Below are 16,890 nucleotides of genomic sequence, written 5' to 3'. Positions count from 1 at the left end.
GGGCCGTCGTATTGAAAACGGGTTTCGCCTTGCGCGGTGTGTTTGGCGATGCGCCGACCTAGGGCGTCGTAGCGATAATGGCTGACGCCGTTTGGGGTTTCGGCTCGGATCAGGAGGTTGCCGGTCAGACGTAGCGAGGCTTCGCTGATTCAGGACTTCGCTACGAATCAGCTTCCCTGCGTACGATTACGCTGGCGCTAATCTACGCGGGCTGCGTCGTCGTAGCCGTGTTGCCAGGGTCATAGATGTGCTGAACAACGTGAAGCGTATCGTTCGCGACCGATGCGCCTCCTTACGTCGGCACATCCTATTCGGCGCACCTTATCGCGTTGACGCTAATCGTGCACCTGAGCGGGCTACGCATTAAAGTAGGCAATTTCCGCACGAACAATCAAATCACCTAAAACACTTCCAAGCGGCCAGCTATCAGCGATAACTCGCCCAAGTCCATGGGTTCTCTTCCTTGGCAGCGCGGGGTCCCTATTTCCAAGCTCACTTTCCATTTGTCTCAATTCCTGAAGAAAAACTACCAGTTGATGCGGATTGCTGACACCCTCTTTGCCGAACTCACAACGCTTAAGCTCTTCCTGAATGGCTATTATTGCTTCATTAATTCGTTGTAAGGCGACGTCTCGTTTACTCATGGGGACAATAGATCATTAAGGTTGGGAACAAATTTCTGAATTTGACCGCCTGGCAACCCTACTCCTTGTGGCGCAGCCACTCCTTCGAGTAAGGTCGCGCCGGGCTTAATTTGAAATTGCGTTAACTTTGTCATAGATTTCCATTTCGGATCAAGAGCTAACGATTCTCGCGATGCCGGAAATGTTTCAAAAAGAAAGCGTCCCTTTGCTTGAGCATTTACACCATCAAAATACCGCATACCAAATTCCGTGTTACCAGCTTGACGAACCTGAAGTGTTCGAACATCGAAAGATTCAATAATTTGCTTGCTGACAGAACGAGGCACCCCTTGATCCTTCAGATAAGCTGATGCATCCCTGACACCAGTATAAGGATCAGGCAAAGCGGACATACAATCCTTACCAGTCAACCCCAAAGGATCAATCCAGTTCACTGGATTTTGTGCGTACCTATATACATTACTTCCGCCCCGCAACCCTATCGGATCCTGATGAATGAACCTTCCGGCATTCGGATCGTAATACCGGTTCAGGTTGTAGTGCAAACCGGTTTCGGCGTCGTAATACTGACCTTGAAAGCGTAGCGGGTTGTCGATGGCTTCGACGTCGGCCAGGGCCAGGTTGCCGTAGGCGCGGTAGCGGGCGGACCAGACGATTCTGCCATCGGTATCGGTCAGCTCCCTAGGGGTGCCGAGATGATCCAGGTGGTAGTGGTAGGTGGTGCCGTTGGCTTGAGTGTTGTCTTGCTCGTGCAGCGCCAAGGGCCGGAAACTACCGGGTTCGAACAGATAGGTACGGCTGCGCTGGTGATCGGTTTCCGCCAACAGGCGCTGGCCGTCGTATTGAAAACGGGTTTCGCCCTGCGCGGTGTGTTTGGCAATGCGCCGGAGCGGTATTGCGTCGTGCCATTCGGCGTTTCGGCGCGGACCAGGCGGTTGTGGCTATCGTAATGGTAGCGGGTGACGATTTGGCTGGCCTTGCCGCGTTTTTCTTCGATCAGGTTGCCGGCGGCGTCGTAGGCGTAGTGGCGGTCGCCCATCATCAGAGAGGTAGTGGCTGCGGCCTTGGCGCAGATCGCCCAGTTCGCGCAGTTTGCCGGCCGAACCAGGACGAAGCTTTCTGATTCAGGACTTTGAGGCGAATCATTACGTTTCCATGCATTCGATTGGGCTGACTCTAATCGTAGCTGCGCAGACTTAAGAAAAGCTCTTCCAAAATTCCTCGATCCTTCTGTAAGGCATGCCTCGATCCTCAAGCGCTGGTAATCTATGTACTTCTATCTGTTTACTTATAGTCCCGTCGTGATCCTGTTTTATCAAACTCCCAACAGTGTTGCTCCATTCGCTGATACTTCCAATTATACTAAGGTTGATTCCAGATTTTGCCTCAATGGCAGAAGCAGCATCTTCCAAGGTTGAAACATAGTAGTCCCTGTCTCCAAGCGAGCTTCCAACTATAATTAAGTCACGTAACGTATTGGGAAGATAACCGCGCCCACAACGTTGAGCTTCCATTACATGATCGAAAAATATTCCAAACGTTATCGGTTCACAAGCAACTTTAATTTGATTCTTGAAATCCCGGATATCAACATCCGCTGAAACGCCATATTTCAGTGGTTTGTAAACCCCTCTAACAAGTAAAGGAGTCGCATATGCCAATGTTATTGTCGGCGAAGGCACCAATAGATTATGAAAAAAGAAAGTCGGCTTATACGTCTTTGGATCACGAGTTGTATCCAAGCAAATTCCCGAGAGGACCCCACCATTTCTCTGAATAAGGAATTGATCCTTCCATTTCTGATACAGCGGAAAATACGCGCTCCACTCTTCTAACGACTCTCGCTTTTCTTTTGTAGTTGCCATTTTTATGGGTTGATTTCAGTTTGCCTAGTGACATTTGGCAGATTATTTAGATTCCGATTCAGCTGTCTGGTAGGAATCCCTCTGCCAGGATTGATGGTAAATTTATAGTCGAATACGTCCCCTGTGACTGGATCATAGACATCAGGACGCGAACTACCTGGCGTGCCCCTAGGTACTTGGACGCCACCAAGATATGATTGCTCGGTGACTAAATTCTGCCTTTGTCCGGTCATCCGCTGATAACGATTCATAAGTTTTTCAGCGTAGGTGTGTTTGTGCGTTCCCGCTACTGCACCGGTACCACCAACTTTCTGTTCAGATCTCCGAGCTATCTCAGTAATGAATTGTTCATCACTATAATTTGAATATCCTCCAGTATTAGCCCCTCCTGCGCAATCCTTTCCTGTCAGTCCCCACGGATCAATCCAATTTACGGGATTAGGAGCATATTGGTAAATATTATCTCCGCCAACCAACCCTATCGGATCCTGATGAATAAACCGCCCCGCATTCGGATCGTAATACCGGTTCAGGTTGTAATGCAAACCGGTTTCGGCGTCGAAATATTGCCCTTGAAAGCGCAGCGGATTTTCGATTTCCTCGACGTCCGCCAAGGCCAGATTGCCGTAGGCGCGGTAGCGGGCGGACCAGACTAATTTACCGTCGCTGTCGGTCAATTCCCTAGGCGCGCCGAGATGATCCAGGTGGTAGTGGTAGATGGCGCCGTTGCTTTGGGTGTTGTGTTGTTCGTGCAGCGCCAGGGGTCGGAAGCTGCCGGGTTCGAATAGGTAGGTGCGGCTGCGCTGGTGATCGGTTTCCGCCAATAGGCGCGGGCCGTCGTATTGAAAACGGGTTTCGCCTTGCGCGGTATGTTTGGCGATGCGCCGGCCCAGGGCGTCGTAGCGGTACCGGGCGGTCCCTTGCGGGGTTTCGGCGCAGATCAGGCGGTTGTCGCTGTCGTATTGGTAGCGGGTGACGATTTGGCAGACACCTTCCCGCGTTGTTCTTCGATCAAGTTACCTCACGGGCGAGGATAGAGTTTTCTAATTTAAGACTTGCGGGATCAGCACACTTCCCTGCGTACGATTACGTTGACACTAATCGTACCTACGCGGGCTGACGCTAACAGTATCTATGCAGACTTTACAAATGGCACATTTTCCTTCTGCGCCATTCTTTCTAATTGTGAAAGAGCAGCGGAAAACTCTAATTGGCGGGTATTCATAGTTATTTCAATACTACCCTCTATCTGTAGGCGAGCTTGGGCGCTTTCTTCTAATCCAATAACCAAAAGACTTTCCATCATCACTATTTTAGTAATTCCACCATAATGTGATCTAGATTGATCCTCAACTTGGATGTATATTTTGTCCATCCCCATTTTCTTGTCTTGATCATCATATTTATTTGACTGCTGAAGCATCACAAACTGCGAAGGTTCAAACTCATCATTAGAAAACGCAACCATGGTTATATCACCATCGTCTGAAGAAAAAACAAAGTTCGCACAAAAACTATAAGCCATAAAATTCCTCTTTATTAATCCCCACCAGCAGTCCAACGTTGAGTTTGTCCATTATCTCTCCATTGATACCTAATGGTCGCCCCAGTCTCTTCAGCAGCCCTATTCATATAACCTTTACATGACGGGCATGGTGGACGTTGACCAGTAATTGTCATCGTGTCACCTTGTTTTAAAGCAGTGTTCGTTACAGCTCTCGCTTCAGTATGCGAAGCCAATGTATTTTTAGGAAATCCTAATGCTTTTTCTGTGGGAGTCATATTCCCGCTGACAATTCTCTCATGGCTTATAACATCGCCACTTGCATCTCTAACCATCACATTAGCGTTGTGATGATCAGGGTCTACGCCTTTAGGCCCAGTTCTTCCTTTAGGCTTTGCGGGCGTTGTACCTTCGTCACAAGTCAGCCCCAAAGGATCAATCCAATTCACCGGATTCGGTGCATACCGGTAAACGTTTGTCCCGCCTTCCAACCCAATCGGATCCTGATGAATAAACCGTCCCGCATTAGGATCGTAATACCGGTTCAGGTTGTAATGCAAACCGGTTTCGGCGTCGAAATACTGGCCTTGAAAGCGTAGCGGGTTGTCGATTTCTTGAACATCGGCCAGGGCCAGGTTGCCGTAGGCGCGATAGCGGGCGGACCAGACTATTTTACCGTCGCTGTCGGTCAATTCCCTAGGCGTGCCGAGATGATCCAGGTGGTAGTGGTAGGTGGCGCTGCTGGCTTGGACGTTGTCTTGCTCGTGCAGCGCCAAGGGCCGGAAGCTACCGGGTTCGAATAGATAGGTGCGGCTGCGCTGGCTATCGGTTTCCGCGAGCAGGCGCGGGCCGTCGTATTGAAAGCGGGTTTCGCCTTGCGCGGTGTGTTTGGCGATGCGCCGGCCCAGGGCGTCGTAGCGGTATTCGCTACTCCCTTGCGGCGTTTCGGCGCGGATCAGACGGTTGTCGCTGTCGTATTGGTAACGGGTGACGATTTGGCCGGCCTTGCCGCGTTTTTCTTCGATCAGGTTGCCGGCGGCGTCGTAGGCATAGTGACGATCGCCCATCATCAGCAAGCGGTCGCCTTCGATTCGGCCGCCTTCCGCGCTGGCGCCCAGCAGGTTGCCAGCCGGGTCGTGAACGAAGCTTTCCGGGCTGAGGCCTTCGCTGCGGATCAGCCGGGCAGCGGGGTCGTAGTGGTACTGGCTGCGACCCTGGCGCAGGTCGTCCAGTTCGCGGAGCTTACCGGCCGCATCGTAGTTGTACTGGCGACCGATGACCGCCGCTTGGCCTTTGAGCGCGGCGCGTTGCCGCAACAAGCGCCCCAGCGGATCGTAGTCATAGTCGGTGTTGAGTTGGCCTTGGCTACGGCCGATTTCCCGGCCCAGTTCGTCGTAGCGGTGGCTGGTGAGGGTTTGGCCGTCGAATTCGATGCTGTCCAGGTAGCGCTCGCCGAAACGGTAGTCGATGCGATTCCGGTCGGGGGTTTCGGTGTAGATGCGCCGGCCCAGCAGGTCGTATTTGTGACGGACGATGGCGCCGTTCTGGTTTTCCTGGTTGATCTGGCCCAGGGCGTTGTAACCCAACAGCACCAGGCTGTCGGCATTTTTCGCCAGTTGCAAGCGGCCCAGCGGATCGTAGCCGTATTGGCTCAGGCTGCCGTCGGCGGCATGCTTTTTCAGCAGCCGGCCGAGACGGTCGCGTTCGAAGCGGGTGACATTCCAATCGCCGTCGGCAACAGCACAGACAGGCTTCTAGTGCCGCCCCGTCTGGTTGTATTATTCTGACTACACGTTAAGCTTCATGTAATTGACGGCTACATATTCGCCGCAATAAGCATAATTGTGGATAGTAAACGTTTACAAAATTTTCGCTTGTTGTCCCAAAATCGCCAGAAGCGTTTGGATGGTAGGCACTTGGTCAGTAGGAACCGGAATGACCGGATAGCTATCCGAATCTATATCGAGGCTCATTAAGCTCAGCGAGTTATTTCCAAGCAGTCTAGCAGCAGCCGAAAGCAAGCCTTCTCCTACTGCCTGGCTATTCTCCGGGAGATTTGAAAGATCAATCCGCCGTTTGGTACAAGGCTGGAGCCGCTCCAGTTGCCATACGACTTCTCCGGCATCGAATTTGCAATCGAACTCGTGTAGATACCCTCGACGCGCGAGGCCATCCACCAAAGCCAACCATGGAGAAACTCCTGCGGGCTGCTCTATACCCCTTTCAAAAAGTTCTTCTTCAAATTTCTCAAAATACTTCTGCGGATTGGCGATTGACAATTCGATTTCTTCGGTCAATCCGCTGTTATCCGCGCACAACGCTTGGGGAAGCGCTTTCCATGTATTTAATTTTTCCATGCATTTGCCTCCGCGCGACCTTTCCCAACTTCGGTGAGCAGTCTGTCATTACAACATCTAGCAATACAAAAATAGTCGGCGTTGGGAACACTCAACCCAAACTCCGGTAATGGCGTACCAGATCGGCAGGATAGTGCGGATGAGCCGAAATTGCACTATCATCGACATCGAACAACATAGCAACCAGCGCCGCTTCAAAACACCAATAGCCGAAATATGCGCCTTCCGCACCACCCTCATGGCTATCATGCCAATAAATAGGCTTCATGCGCTTGTACCAGCCTTCCACGTATTTTTTCAGCTTGTCAGCCCTCTGTTCGGCCGGCACCTCGATGATTTCGACCAGGGGACCATAAATTTTCGGAAACTTAGATTGGGCTGCGACAGGCCTCGATTCGTCTCCCAACACTCGCGCTACACGATCGAGAAGCGCATCTTCCCCGGCATGTCCGATTAAATCCAGTGCGCCGCGCGTATCCTGGACAGAAAATCTCAACGACGCCATGAAAGCGAGCAAAGTCAGGCTTTCATACAATCGCCCTAAATCCAGCCGTTCGTACATTTGACGGACGTCTTTTTGCAGTTGGATACTGGCGAAAATGGAACGCTGCAAAGCCAATAACTCTTGCACTTGCAGGACACTATCTCGCATGTCCCCTATTACATCTCCCCGACTATAACGAACTACAACTAAGCGAAAGCCATAATCCCAAATGTCAAACGAACTCCCGGCTTTTCCTTCATCGTTAAGCCCATCAAGACCAGCTATTCGTTTTTCTATTACCGAAGAATAAAAAGTCAACGCTTTATCAAAATATTCTCTATCTTTCAGTTGTGTACGTATCATCATCAGTCACTATTATCAAAATCCTATAATTTTACCAACCTGTCCACGAATTAGGTTTCCAGTCTGGCTAATTTTCGTCGCAGTTGCAGTCCCATTCTCACTAACGCGGACCAGCCATTTTTCTACTCCCCCCGGTTGATTCATAGCTGACTTTATACTTTCTGCGTCTTCGAGGCTAAGTGAGTTCCCAAGACGCTTCTTTACCCATACGTCATCCATCTGATTCGTACCGTCGGCCAGACCTTTGCTGAGAGGGCTACTGCCATACTTAACTTCAGTAATAACATAATCCGGCGGCGGATTGGAACTCTTATAAATACCATCAATGCCTTGCTTGCCAGGCTTATATACTCCGTCAGTTTTCCCCAAGGGAGAGTAACCCTTTTTCAGCATTTTTTCGTGGCTAGTTTTCTCACCGAAGGCTGCCTTCTCATGATTCGTTTTGGGTTTATGCCCACCCTGCCCTTTACTCGCGAGCTTACCCTCGCCGGGCTTATCTGACACCTGTTGATGCTTATCGCCAGCCGCCAGTCTTTCCCTCTCAGCTTTCAATTGTGAAGGCGTGCTAGTTGGTCCAGACTCATTTTTGGTGGCTTGTGATACGGTTTTCCGCATTAACTTGGGATTACGCGCCAAATCATCCCAATTATTCTCCAGCCATAAGGCGAACTCGTCGGGCAATTTGCTTTTTCGGATTAAGCCCGCCACTTCCGCCACGCTGGTTTCGGCGGTGGCCTTGACGCCGGCCGTGGTCGCCGAGCGTACCGTGGACACGCCGGCACGGGCAGTTGCCATGCCGGCGTTTTTCAAGACGTAGGCGAGGATGCCTTGCAGAATCAGCCGGACCAATACCGCGATGGCCCGAGCCAACTCGCGGGCCGCCTGATTGACGCGATGTTTTTTCTCTTGGGGATTTTCGGCGGCGTGCCAGGCGATACTGAAGGCGTCGGACACCATGAAAGCCAGCTCGCCCAGCCCGTCGCCGATGGCGACGATCAAAAAGCCCAGTCCCAACCAGGTTAAAATGGCCGTACTGAGCTCCGCGCCCAGCTGCGCACCCACTACCGCTCCGGGTACGGCGCCAACGCCGCCGAAAAAGGCGCCGATGAATCCGCCGACCGCCGCCCCGCCAACGGTACTCAGCCCCACCACCGCCAGCATTTGCAGCAAGCCCGGTATTAGGCTTTGCAACACGCCTTTCAGTTGATAACCGGTTTCTTCAAAGACTGCGGCCGGCCATAACTCTTCGGTTTGATCCAGTACTTGATAGATGCATTTGGCACGCTGGTACAGGCTGGGATCGGCGATTTGTTGCGGTGACCAGGTCAACGCCGCCGGTGCTTCGGGATGAATCAACCCGTTGATCAAGGTCCGGTCGGCCAGCGGAGATCCGACGGCGCTACTGCCGCCCGATCCGCCGCCGCCCCTGGGCGCGCCGGGGTGGCCTATCACCCCGGCGGCATTTTTATACGGCGAGTTTTTTAAATCCGACATGCGTCAACGATTGTTTAGTTAATCTTCACCAGACCGCCTTTCAGCGTCAGCATCCCGTCGCCGCTGACCGTAGTCTGCAAGCCTTTCAGTTCGGCCGAGGTGTCGGCTTGAATCTTGATGGTCATACTTTTGATGGTAATGCAGCTTGGCTCGATTTTAATGCTGCTGCTGCCAACTTTGAGTTCGATGGACTGTGCCGCTTCTTCCTCGATTTTGCCGCTATCGACCTTGACGGTACGATTGCCGGTTTTGACCGTCAGCAGGTCGTTGCCTTGATCGAGCGTCACCGTCCGGTTGTTATAGATATCGACAGTCTGGTCGCCGGCGTCTGTTTTCTCGAAACCGATTTTCTGCACGTCGTTATTTTCGACGATCCGCGTGAAGTTTTTCTCGGCGTGCATATAGACTTCTTCTTCGCCTATTTTGTCTTCAAAGCGAATCTCGTTGAAATTGTCGGTCGCGCCGTCCGGGGTACTGCGGGTTTTGATACCGCTCTGGGTTTTGTTGGCATCCAGATCGTAAGGAGGCATTTGCTCGGCGTTATACACCCGCCCGGTGATGATGGGACAATCGGGATTGCCTTCCAGAAAGTCGACGATTACTTCCTGACCGACGCGGGGGATGAATATGCCGCCCCAATTTTTGCCGGCCCAAATTTGCGCGACACGCACCCAGCAGGAGCTATTCTCGTTTTTTGTGCCGACTCTGTCCCAGTGAAACTGCACCTTGACCCGACCGTATTGATCGGTGGTGATTTCTTCGCCGCTTCTACCCACCACGATCGCGGTTTGCACGCCTTGAACAATGGGCACCCGGCTCAGGCGCGGCGGCCGAAATACATATTCGGTGGCGATGACGGTATAGGCGCATTGGAACTCTTGGATGCTATTGGCGATGCCTTGAGACTCGTAGCCGTTGTTTTGAATCTGAAACTGGGTGGACACCGCCAGATACTGGCGATTCTGATCCGCGCGTGGATAATCGGTCAGCGTAAATTTGCATCCCGTCGCCAGGCGGCGCACGTTGCCGCGCGCGGAAATCCGTTCGAATTCGGCGCGTAATTCTTCCATCCGAATATTGGCAAGGCGATTGCCCTCGCCGCTTACTTTGTACTCGCCGGGATAATCGTATACTTCCTTATCCGCCTGTTCATGGCCGGCCGCGATGAGCGCTTCGGTTTTTAAGTCCGCGCCAGGCTCTTCGAAATCGAATTCGTTAAGGCGGTAAGCGCCGGATTGGATAGTCTGGCTTAGGCTCCACTCGTAGATATTTTCTTCCTCGCGCTGCTCCTGATTGACCATCGGAAAATAGCGAATATTGGCGTTACCGGGTATATCCTCGTGCGCTTCCATACTGTCGCATAGCACCATGGTATGGTTGCCGTCGCTATGCTTGAAGTAATAATAAATGCCCTCTTCCTCCAGCAAACGGCTGATGAAATTGAAATCGGTTTCCCGGTATTGCACGCAGTACTCGCGGTTGGAGTAGGCGCCCAGCGAACCGTCGTCCACATCGGTATAACCGTGTCTGGACAGAACATCCTTGACGATATTGGGAACCGACGCCGGTTCGGGCATGATTCGGCAATTATTGGCCCGCGTCAGCAGCCAGACCTTGGGATGCAAGGTGGCTCGATAATAATAAAGATTGCCCAGCATGCCGAATTGACTGACCCGAGTGACCAGACCGTTGAAGTAGCGGGAGCCGCCGTCAGCCAGCTCCAGCTTCACCGTCATGTCCTTGCCCAGCAAGCCCTGGAGATTGACGCTATTGCTCTCGCTCAGCAGCTCCAGCTCATACTCGAACAAGCGGCTGAGTTGCTCCGTACCCGTCATCCGATACAGCAGTAACGGCCCCACGCCCGCCGGAGCGGTAACCGAAGCAACGCGATGATCTTGAGAATAAGCCATGGTTTAGTCCTATATCGAGCTTTTAGCCGGCATGTTTGAAAATGTTTAACCGATCAGTACGGTTGGCAAACCAACCACGATAGTCCCGCCGTGCGCGCAACTGTCTCCCATTCGGGCGGCCGGCATATTGGAGATCAGCACTGTCGTCGACCCCATCGCTATGGCATCGGGCGGGCCGACGCAAGTCGCCATATCGGAAACGCGGGCCGCCGGCAGATTACCGATCAGCACCGTCGGCGCGCCTGGCGGCAATATCGGGCCGCCGACATGCGGTACCGGGCCGGTGGTCATCGGACAAACATGCATATCGGTAATACGTGCGGCGGGTTGGCCCATGATTTGCTCCTGCTTAAGCCGGTTGCCAAACCCGGCCGTTGCCGCCGTTGGCGATGTCGATGCCCTGCTCGATAAAGAACAGGTATTTGTCTTTGGCTTTTTCCGGCTGTTTTAACACCGCCGCCAACATCACCGCGCCGGCCACCGCCTTGGAAGTTAAGTTGTCGGCCGGCGGTACCGATGGCGCATCTTCCGGCGCCATGCTGCCGTCGCTCCAAAAAGCCGCCATCGCCGCCCAGGCCGCGGCATTTTCAAAGGAAGCGGCGTGAGCTGCGTTGTTGGCAAGCCGGCGATTCGGCTCGGTGGGTTTGTAAACCCACTGCTCGGCCGCTTCCAAGGCCTTGACAACCTCGGGCTTGGTCGCGGAATCGATGGCGCTACGCGCGCAAAGACAAGCCCACCAGGTCGCTTCGCGCTTGGGCAAGGCCCGCGCCAAAAAACGCACCGCGTCGGGAAATAGCTGTTGAGCCAACAAGGCATTTAAAAACTGGGCGGGCTCGGGATCAGGTTCCAGACATTTCAAGGCCTCCGGCTCCAATTGAATATCCTGGCAAATCGCCAATGCCTTGGGGATTACAACTTTAATTAATGACGCCGCGTCAGCCATAGTGTCCTCATTGCTCCATCTGCTTTATCGATTTGAATCGTAACCCGCCACCAGCAAAAACCCATCAACCTGTGCGTCGACTTCGTAACGCAACATCACTCTATCAAGCTTTTTAATCGTCAGACCAGCCGAATTTATCACGCGGCGCAGATAATCCTCGGTGTGACTGAATCGACCGTGCGGATGTATCGCGTAACCTTGCGCCAGCGGCTGTTCCGAACGCTCCACGGTAAAAATCAAATGTCCGCCGGGTAGTAACGCGGCGGCGGCGGCCTTGGCAACGTCGCTCAGATCGCCGAAATAAACCAGGGTATCGGCCGAAACGATAACATCGTAGCTGGCCGGATGCGCCTGGATAAACGCAGTCAATTCGGAAGCGATCAATTCATCGTAGCAGTCGCGCTTTTCGGCTTTTTCCAACATTTTAGCCGACAAATCCACGCCGACGATTTGTTTGGCGTATGGCTTTAGTAACGGTCCGCATAAACCGGTGCCGCAACCGGCGTCGAGTATCGTTAAAGCTTGGCCGGTTACTTGATATATTTCCTTGACGGCATCGGCCACTAAAAACGGCGCTTTATACTCCAGCCGCTTCAGCACCATATCGAAACTATCCGAAAAGGCGTCGAAAGTTTGGCGGATGTAGTCGTCAGAAGCTCTGGTCTGCGACAGTTCGCCGGTGTAGGCCGCCCAGCGATGCAAAGCCAACGGATTTTCCGGATCGAGTTCCAGCCACTGCTTGATTAACAGAATCGCTTCCTCGACATGGCCCAGCAAATACAGCATCAAACATAAATTTTCGTAATTGTCGGACTGATAGGGCTTTAGGCACAACACCTTTCGGTATGCCGCCGCCGACTTGGCAAAATCGCCTTGCTTCTTAAACACATTGCCCAGATTCCGGTAAAACTCGGAATTCTCCGGCATTATAGACACCGCCATGGTAAACGCTTCGACCGCCTCTTCGAAGCGCAATAAATGGCCTAACACAATACCGAAGTTGCTATAAGCCGCCGCGTTATCCGGATTTAAATCCAAAGCCTTACCGTAAGCTTCCGCCGCGTGTTCAAATTGCTCAAGCTTGTTGTATATATTGCCCAAATTATTATAGGCGTCGGAATACTGAGGCGCTTCGACCAACGCCTGCTCGATCAAGCGGATCGCGGCATCGCTATCGCCTTGTTGGTGGCGCAATAAACCGAAAAAATGCAAGGCCTCCGGACATTGCGGAAAAGCCTCCAGTATAGCTTGATACAAGGCTTCGGCCTGGTCTAGCTGACCGGATTGATGCAGCCTGATCGCCGCTGCCAGGGCGTAGTCCAAATCCACGGAATTTTCGGCTGTTTGTTCTTCAGTAGTCATCTGTTTTGCCTAATTTGAGCATAGTATTTCAATAAAATGTATCTATTCTGCGTATTCTGGAATCAGTACTTCCCTGAGGAAGCCGGGCCTAACCTCAGCATCGTCCCATATCGAGCGACATGAATTAAGAAAAGCAAATTCGAGACATTCAGATCAACCGCTCGCCCGGCGCTTGCCCAATTTAAATGGTTCGCTCAAATGGTTGCGCCTATGACACTTACCAATCTTTAAATTCACTTGGTGGTTTGGTAAGTGGAATAGGTCTGACCAATTGAGTCCAGCTCCAGACTTAAGGATTTACCGGTGGCATCGGAGGAGGCGTCGCTGGTTCCGGAAAGGTTTCGCAACGAGGATTGAACGTTTGTTTAACTGTTCTGTTATTTAAGTCGACTTGGAAGTGCCGTCCAGCTTCGTCCTCTATTTCCAGAGCATTGTGCTCCGCCAACAAGCTCATACGACTGAAATAAAGCCCGATAACATCGACCTTGCTGCCATCATCGTTGTTAACGTCGTAAACTTTTATCATCCATAATCGCTGGCCGCTTTTTATATCAACGGCAGATAAATATCCGCCAGGTTGATTGCCGCCATGGTTATAACTATTAAGTTCTTGTTCATAACGGACACCGTTGAATTCGATAGCCTCAACGGCACGAGGCCCCGCTCGGCTTACATCAGGTTCATGACTCATATCGTTTATCTCCACTTGCATCATCCCTACATGACGGCTGTTTTTAGGTTCGGCCGATAACGGGTTAAATACTAAATAGCCCATCATTACCAAAGACGACCGACATATTTTTAAAATAAATAACTTATTCATCGGTTAGATTATTTTTAAAGCTGAGCTGCGTTCGCCATCCGTCAATACCCCAGCGCAATCGGCACAAAAGAACGCCCAACTTTCAGCATTCTTTATCGCATCGGTACCTGGAAATCCGGCATGAGGACCAATGCCATACCAAGCATAGCGGGTTTGGCCTTTGACAACATCTTCCGTACCGCAAACAAGATGAGTAAGTTCATGTATTATAATTCTCGCCCAGTTTTTGGCCCCGCTTAATACATTCGTGCCGGCTGGATAAAAAAATGATCTTTCGATGTAAACCACGTCAAGCCCTTCGTGCCGTCCGCGAAACGTAAATGCTTCTGAATTTAAAAACTTGATTTCATCCGCTGTACTTGCTCCACGCAACGGCAGCCAATCGGTCAATATCAAACTACCTTTATTTAAAGTAGCAATAATCTCTTTAATGCCTTGAATTAACTTAGCGATGAAGACATCCAAAGCCGCCTCGGTACAAGCGGGATCGGCAAACCAGCGTTTGACAATAGCTCGCGAAGAATCCCGCTCTAAACCCTGTTTGCGAGCCGCATTGGCCAGAACGATAGATGCTTTTTGGCACCAAGCTAATGAATTTTGCGTAGCGGCAATTAAGTCCCGGTTTTCTACGGAATTAAATTGCTCATTACTCGACTTGAGTAAGTTCTTGATATCGTCTTTTGAGACTCCCCAAGCATGAAGGTGATATGAAGGCCAATGCCGAAATACTTTTGGCGACGCGTGCAACCAAAGTTGTTTGTTGCCGGATGTCTGCAACAAATAAGTATGGTAAAGAAACTTCAACACGGAGGCCCGCATTTTGCGGCTTGTATCAATGACCGCGCCGGGGGAATCAACAAAGTTTACAGCTTGCAGTAGACCGGTATCGATCGTGGCAATTTTGCCGCCAATTCGGGTAGCTTTTACCCTTAGTTGCGCAAGAGCGCTGGCCTTTGCCACATCAAAACCACCATCTCTTAGTAACTCCAAAAGCGATTCTATTATTGGCTGCCAATCCGCCTGAAACTGGCTTTTGTCGGCTAGCCAAGCTTTAGCATAATCATACTGCCATTTAAATTTGTAACTCCAATCCATATAGCCTCCTTAGTTTGCAAATATCTTAGGGTACCTCGAAATACAGGCAAAAGCGGGCTTGATTCCGCAGGCTTTCAAGCGGCATAAACGGCGCAAATTATAGGTGGCCACCTTGAAATTTAGGTGCAGTGTGGCACGAGCCAGCCCGATGCAACGCAAGCCTTTGCCACCCATCTGTTCCAAGCTGGCGAACACGTGTCCACCCCATGCAAGGGTTTTGGCAATCTGCGTATTGCGCCGCTTTTGGCAGTCGGATAGCCATGCTCTTATCCAATGCCCGATTAACGGCTACAAAAATCCTCTCATCCGCCGCCACGAGCCCTTCGCGGAATGTCTAGAATGAGGTGCGATCCGGTATTTGGCTGCTATGGTGTAGACCTGCGAAACGCTGAAAGCTCAGGCGCTCCAATAGTTGGAATTCCAGTTGCTCGTCGCTCGGGTTATAGAGTTGCTGCAATAATAAGGATTATATTATCACTTCCGTTGGAAACGGTGGACGGCCTCCCTTTTCACGGCTCCCAAAAGCAGCTTTATCAATCGCAGCCGCTAACGCAGCAAAATCAACGTGTTTTTCCAAAATCTGAAGTACATCGCCCAACTGGTCCAGCTTGGTTTCTCGTTCTTCCGCCGCAAACAGGCTTTCTTTTATCATGGCCTTTTCAAGGCGGAAGGTGGTAATAACACTATTATCTCATGAAGGCCCGTTTTTCGAGGTTCCCATTTGATTATTAACTATCCTTCAAATTGATAACTTGACTGCCAATTAGTGTAGTGACGCTAGCTTCGCAATATCCATCACAGTCAGGGCACCAACTCACAATGAGATCATCGTCAGGTAAGTAAATGACTGCATCGAATAACATATCGTGGTCAATGGCAATCATATTGTCACATGAAGTACATTGAATAAATATTAATGAGCATATCTGACGGAAAATTTCAGCATCTGAACCATACACAACGTTACCATCAATTAGGTCATTTGCACCCTTCCTGCTCATACCCATAGCCATCAATGCATGGATCACGAGATCGCGAAGTGTTAGTTTTCGCTTAATCACACTATGTGGTTCCCAGAGAGTCAAAGGCCCAGGACCAGGTCCAGGTCCAGGTCCAGGTCCAGGTCCAGGTCCAGGTCCAGGTCCAGGTCCAGGTCCAGGTCCAGGTCCAGGTCCAGGTCCAGGTCCAGGTCCAGGTCCAGGTCCAGGTCCAGGTCCAGGTCCAGGTCCAGGTCCAGGTCCAGGTCCAGGGCTAGGGCTAGGGCTAGGGCTAGGGCTAGGGCTAGGGCTAGGGCTAGGGATTTTCCGCCTTATCGCTTCGAAAACTATGGCTGTGCAAATAGTGTTTAATGCCTGTGATGGAGATCCGAGTTTCAATCCGCGTAAAATTGCCCCAACTATACGTCGTTCACCTGTCTCCCGGCCTCGATATGCAGAACCTTGTCCCCATAAAAAGACTCGCCAAGCATTATATGTAGTCAGTTTTGTGGGTGGTTGCGATAAAAATGCCGCGGTAATTGAGAAAGGGGTATTTTTTGCTAGCCAATCGGAAACCAAACCAATTGAATCACTCTCAATTTTTTGAGACCCTTTCACAAGTAATTTATTGAATTCTGGACACGAATTACCAAATTTTTGACCAATGAGATAGTTGATTTTATTATAAGGTGTCTCCTGAATTAACTTATAGGACGGAAGCTTATTTCCAAATTTATTTACTAATTTTGGAATTCCACTGCTGTTTTTAAACGTAAAAAACCTACACATCGCTCACACCTCAAAATAATTTAATTATCAATGGCGCCAGACTCCATTGATCCGTTATTAAAAAATAAAATTTAATTGTTTGACTACTTTTTAAAGCCCGCAGCCGAACTCGCCATCCGTGACATTGCCATGCGCCCGTTCGATGGATTTAACCTCGACCATCATGACCAAAAACTCCTCGCTGATTTTCGGCAGCACAGTGTTGGTTAAAATCGAATCTATCATGCGGCCACAGTTATCTAATTTGGTACAGCGGCTATTGTTTATATGTAATTTGAAC

20 protein-coding genes are annotated in these 16,890 nt (G+C 50.9%); 2 read left to right on the top strand and 18 right to left on the bottom strand.

The features are described from left to right. Positions 1–356: 356 nt before the first annotated feature. A complete protein-coding gene (locus QZJ86_RS01875) occupies positions 357–644 on the bottom strand; it encodes a hypothetical protein (RefSeq protein ID WP_301935972.1) in 288 nt (95 codons plus the stop codon). Then, entirely contained in the window at positions 641–1,468 is an 828-nt protein-coding gene (locus tag QZJ86_RS01870; RefSeq protein ID WP_407081632.1) for an RHS repeat domain-containing protein, read from the bottom strand. The genes QZJ86_RS01875 and QZJ86_RS01870 overlap by 4 nt, the downstream gene beginning before the upstream one ends. A 71-nt stretch (positions 1,469–1,539) precedes the next feature. Here QZJ86_RS01870 and QZJ86_RS01860 point away from each other — a divergent pair, with 71 nt between their 5' ends. Beyond that, on the top strand, positions 1,540–1,767 hold the full coding sequence (locus QZJ86_RS01860) for a hypothetical protein (protein WP_301939084.1): 228 nt from the start codon (positions 1,540–1,542) through the stop codon (positions 1,765–1,767). 73 nt (positions 1,768–1,840) lie between these two features. Here the strand turns inward: QZJ86_RS01860 and QZJ86_RS01855 are convergent, their stop codons facing one another. Together QZJ86_RS01855 and QZJ86_RS01850 are read right to left on the bottom strand one after the other, a co-directional pair. Further along, entirely contained in the window at positions 1,841–2,509 is a 669-nt protein-coding gene (locus QZJ86_RS01855; RefSeq protein WP_301935970.1) for a hypothetical protein, read from the bottom strand. A 2-nt stretch (positions 2,510–2,511) separates the two neighbouring features. Further along, the gene (locus QZJ86_RS01850; protein ID WP_301935969.1) at positions 2,512–3,333 is read right to left on the bottom strand and encodes an RHS repeat-associated core domain-containing protein; all 822 of its coding nucleotides are present in this window, start codon (positions 3,331–3,333) and stop codon (positions 2,512–2,514) included. An 18-nt stretch (positions 3,334–3,351) separates the two neighbouring features. On the opposite strand from QZJ86_RS01850, the gene QZJ86_RS21535 reads away from it, so the two are divergent. Then, positions 3,352–3,546, top strand: coding sequence for a hypothetical protein (locus tag QZJ86_RS21535; RefSeq protein ID WP_407081631.1), 195 nt, complete (start codon positions 3,352–3,354; stop codon positions 3,544–3,546). A gap of 95 nt (positions 3,547–3,641) precedes the next feature. Here the strand turns inward: QZJ86_RS21535 and QZJ86_RS01840 are convergent, their stop codons facing one another. From QZJ86_RS01840 to QZJ86_RS01775, 14 genes are all read right to left on the bottom strand, one after another. Next, on the bottom strand, positions 3,642–4,034 hold the full coding sequence (locus tag QZJ86_RS01840; protein ID WP_301935968.1) for an Imm10 family immunity protein: 393 nt from the start codon (positions 4,032–4,034) through the stop codon (positions 3,642–3,644). A gap of 14 nt (positions 4,035–4,048) precedes the next feature. Then, positions 4,049–5,635 carry an RHS repeat domain-containing protein gene (locus QZJ86_RS01835; protein WP_407081630.1) on the bottom strand — a complete coding sequence of 529 codons (1,587 nt, stop codon included), beginning with the start codon at positions 5,633–5,635 and terminating at the stop codon, positions 4,049–4,051. Positions 5,636–5,872: 237 nt separating this feature from the next. Further along, on the bottom strand, positions 5,873–6,370 hold the full coding sequence (locus QZJ86_RS01825; RefSeq protein ID WP_301935967.1) for a DUF6630 family protein: 498 nt from the start codon (positions 6,368–6,370) through the stop codon (positions 5,873–5,875). 91 nt (positions 6,371–6,461) lie between these two features. Next, the gene (locus QZJ86_RS01820) at positions 6,462–7,220 is read right to left on the bottom strand and encodes a PoNi-like cognate immunity protein (RefSeq protein WP_301935966.1); all 759 of its coding nucleotides are present in this window, start codon (positions 7,218–7,220) and stop codon (positions 6,462–6,464) included. Positions 7,221–7,232: 12 nt separating this feature from the next. Further along, the gene (locus QZJ86_RS01815) at positions 7,233–8,711 is read right to left on the bottom strand and encodes a DUF6861 domain-containing protein (protein ID WP_301935965.1); all 1,479 of its coding nucleotides are present in this window, start codon (positions 8,709–8,711) and stop codon (positions 7,233–7,235) included. A gap of 14 nt (positions 8,712–8,725) precedes the next feature. Continuing rightward, the gene (locus QZJ86_RS01810; protein ID WP_301935964.1) at positions 8,726–10,621 is read right to left on the bottom strand and encodes a type VI secretion system Vgr family protein; all 1,896 of its coding nucleotides are present in this window, start codon (positions 10,619–10,621) and stop codon (positions 8,726–8,728) included. 45 nt (positions 10,622–10,666) lie between these two features. Then, a complete protein-coding gene (locus QZJ86_RS01805; RefSeq protein ID WP_301935963.1) occupies positions 10,667–10,957 on the bottom strand; it encodes a PAAR domain-containing protein in 291 nt (96 codons plus the stop codon). 13 nt (positions 10,958–10,970) lie between these two features. After that, positions 10,971–11,564 (bottom strand): DUF6931 family protein, encoded by a 594-nt coding sequence (locus QZJ86_RS01800; protein ID WP_301935962.1) that lies wholly within the window; start codon positions 11,562–11,564, stop codon positions 10,971–10,973. Between the two features lie 24 nt (positions 11,565–11,588). Next, positions 11,589–12,926: a tetratricopeptide repeat protein gene (locus QZJ86_RS01795; RefSeq protein WP_301935961.1), complete on the bottom strand. Its 1,338-nt coding sequence runs from the start codon at positions 12,924–12,926 to the stop codon at positions 11,589–11,591. 289 nt (positions 12,927–13,215) lie between these two features. Further along, positions 13,216–13,749 carry a hypothetical protein gene (locus QZJ86_RS01790; protein WP_301935960.1) on the bottom strand — a complete coding sequence of 178 codons (534 nt, stop codon included), beginning with the start codon at positions 13,747–13,749 and terminating at the stop codon, positions 13,216–13,218. A gap of 3 nt (positions 13,750–13,752) precedes the next feature. Next, positions 13,753–14,844, bottom strand: coding sequence for a M35 family metallo-endopeptidase (locus QZJ86_RS01785; RefSeq protein ID WP_301935959.1), 1,092 nt, complete (start codon positions 14,842–14,844; stop codon positions 13,753–13,755). A 334-nt stretch (positions 14,845–15,178) separates the two neighbouring features. Beyond that, positions 15,179–15,253 carry a hypothetical protein gene (locus QZJ86_RS21530; protein ID WP_407081647.1) on the bottom strand — a complete coding sequence of 25 codons (75 nt, stop codon included), beginning with the start codon at positions 15,251–15,253 and terminating at the stop codon, positions 15,179–15,181. A 57-nt stretch (positions 15,254–15,310) separates the two neighbouring features. Next, positions 15,311–15,496 (bottom strand): hypothetical protein, encoded by a 186-nt coding sequence (locus QZJ86_RS21525; protein WP_407081629.1) that lies wholly within the window; start codon positions 15,494–15,496, stop codon positions 15,311–15,313. A gap of 1,204 nt (positions 15,497–16,700) precedes the next feature. Further along, on the bottom strand, positions 16,701–16,835 hold the full coding sequence (locus tag QZJ86_RS01775; RefSeq protein WP_301935958.1) for a hypothetical protein: 135 nt from the start codon (positions 16,833–16,835) through the stop codon (positions 16,701–16,703). Between the last annotated feature and the right edge of the window lie 55 nt (positions 16,836–16,890).

The sequence above is a fragment of the Methylomonas montana genome (genome assembly GCF_030490285.1).
In the GTDB taxonomy this organism is placed as follows: Bacteria; Pseudomonadota; Gammaproteobacteria; order Methylococcales; family Methylomonadaceae; genus Methylomonas; species Methylomonas montana.
This window is presented reverse-complemented; position numbering and strand designations above follow the sequence as displayed.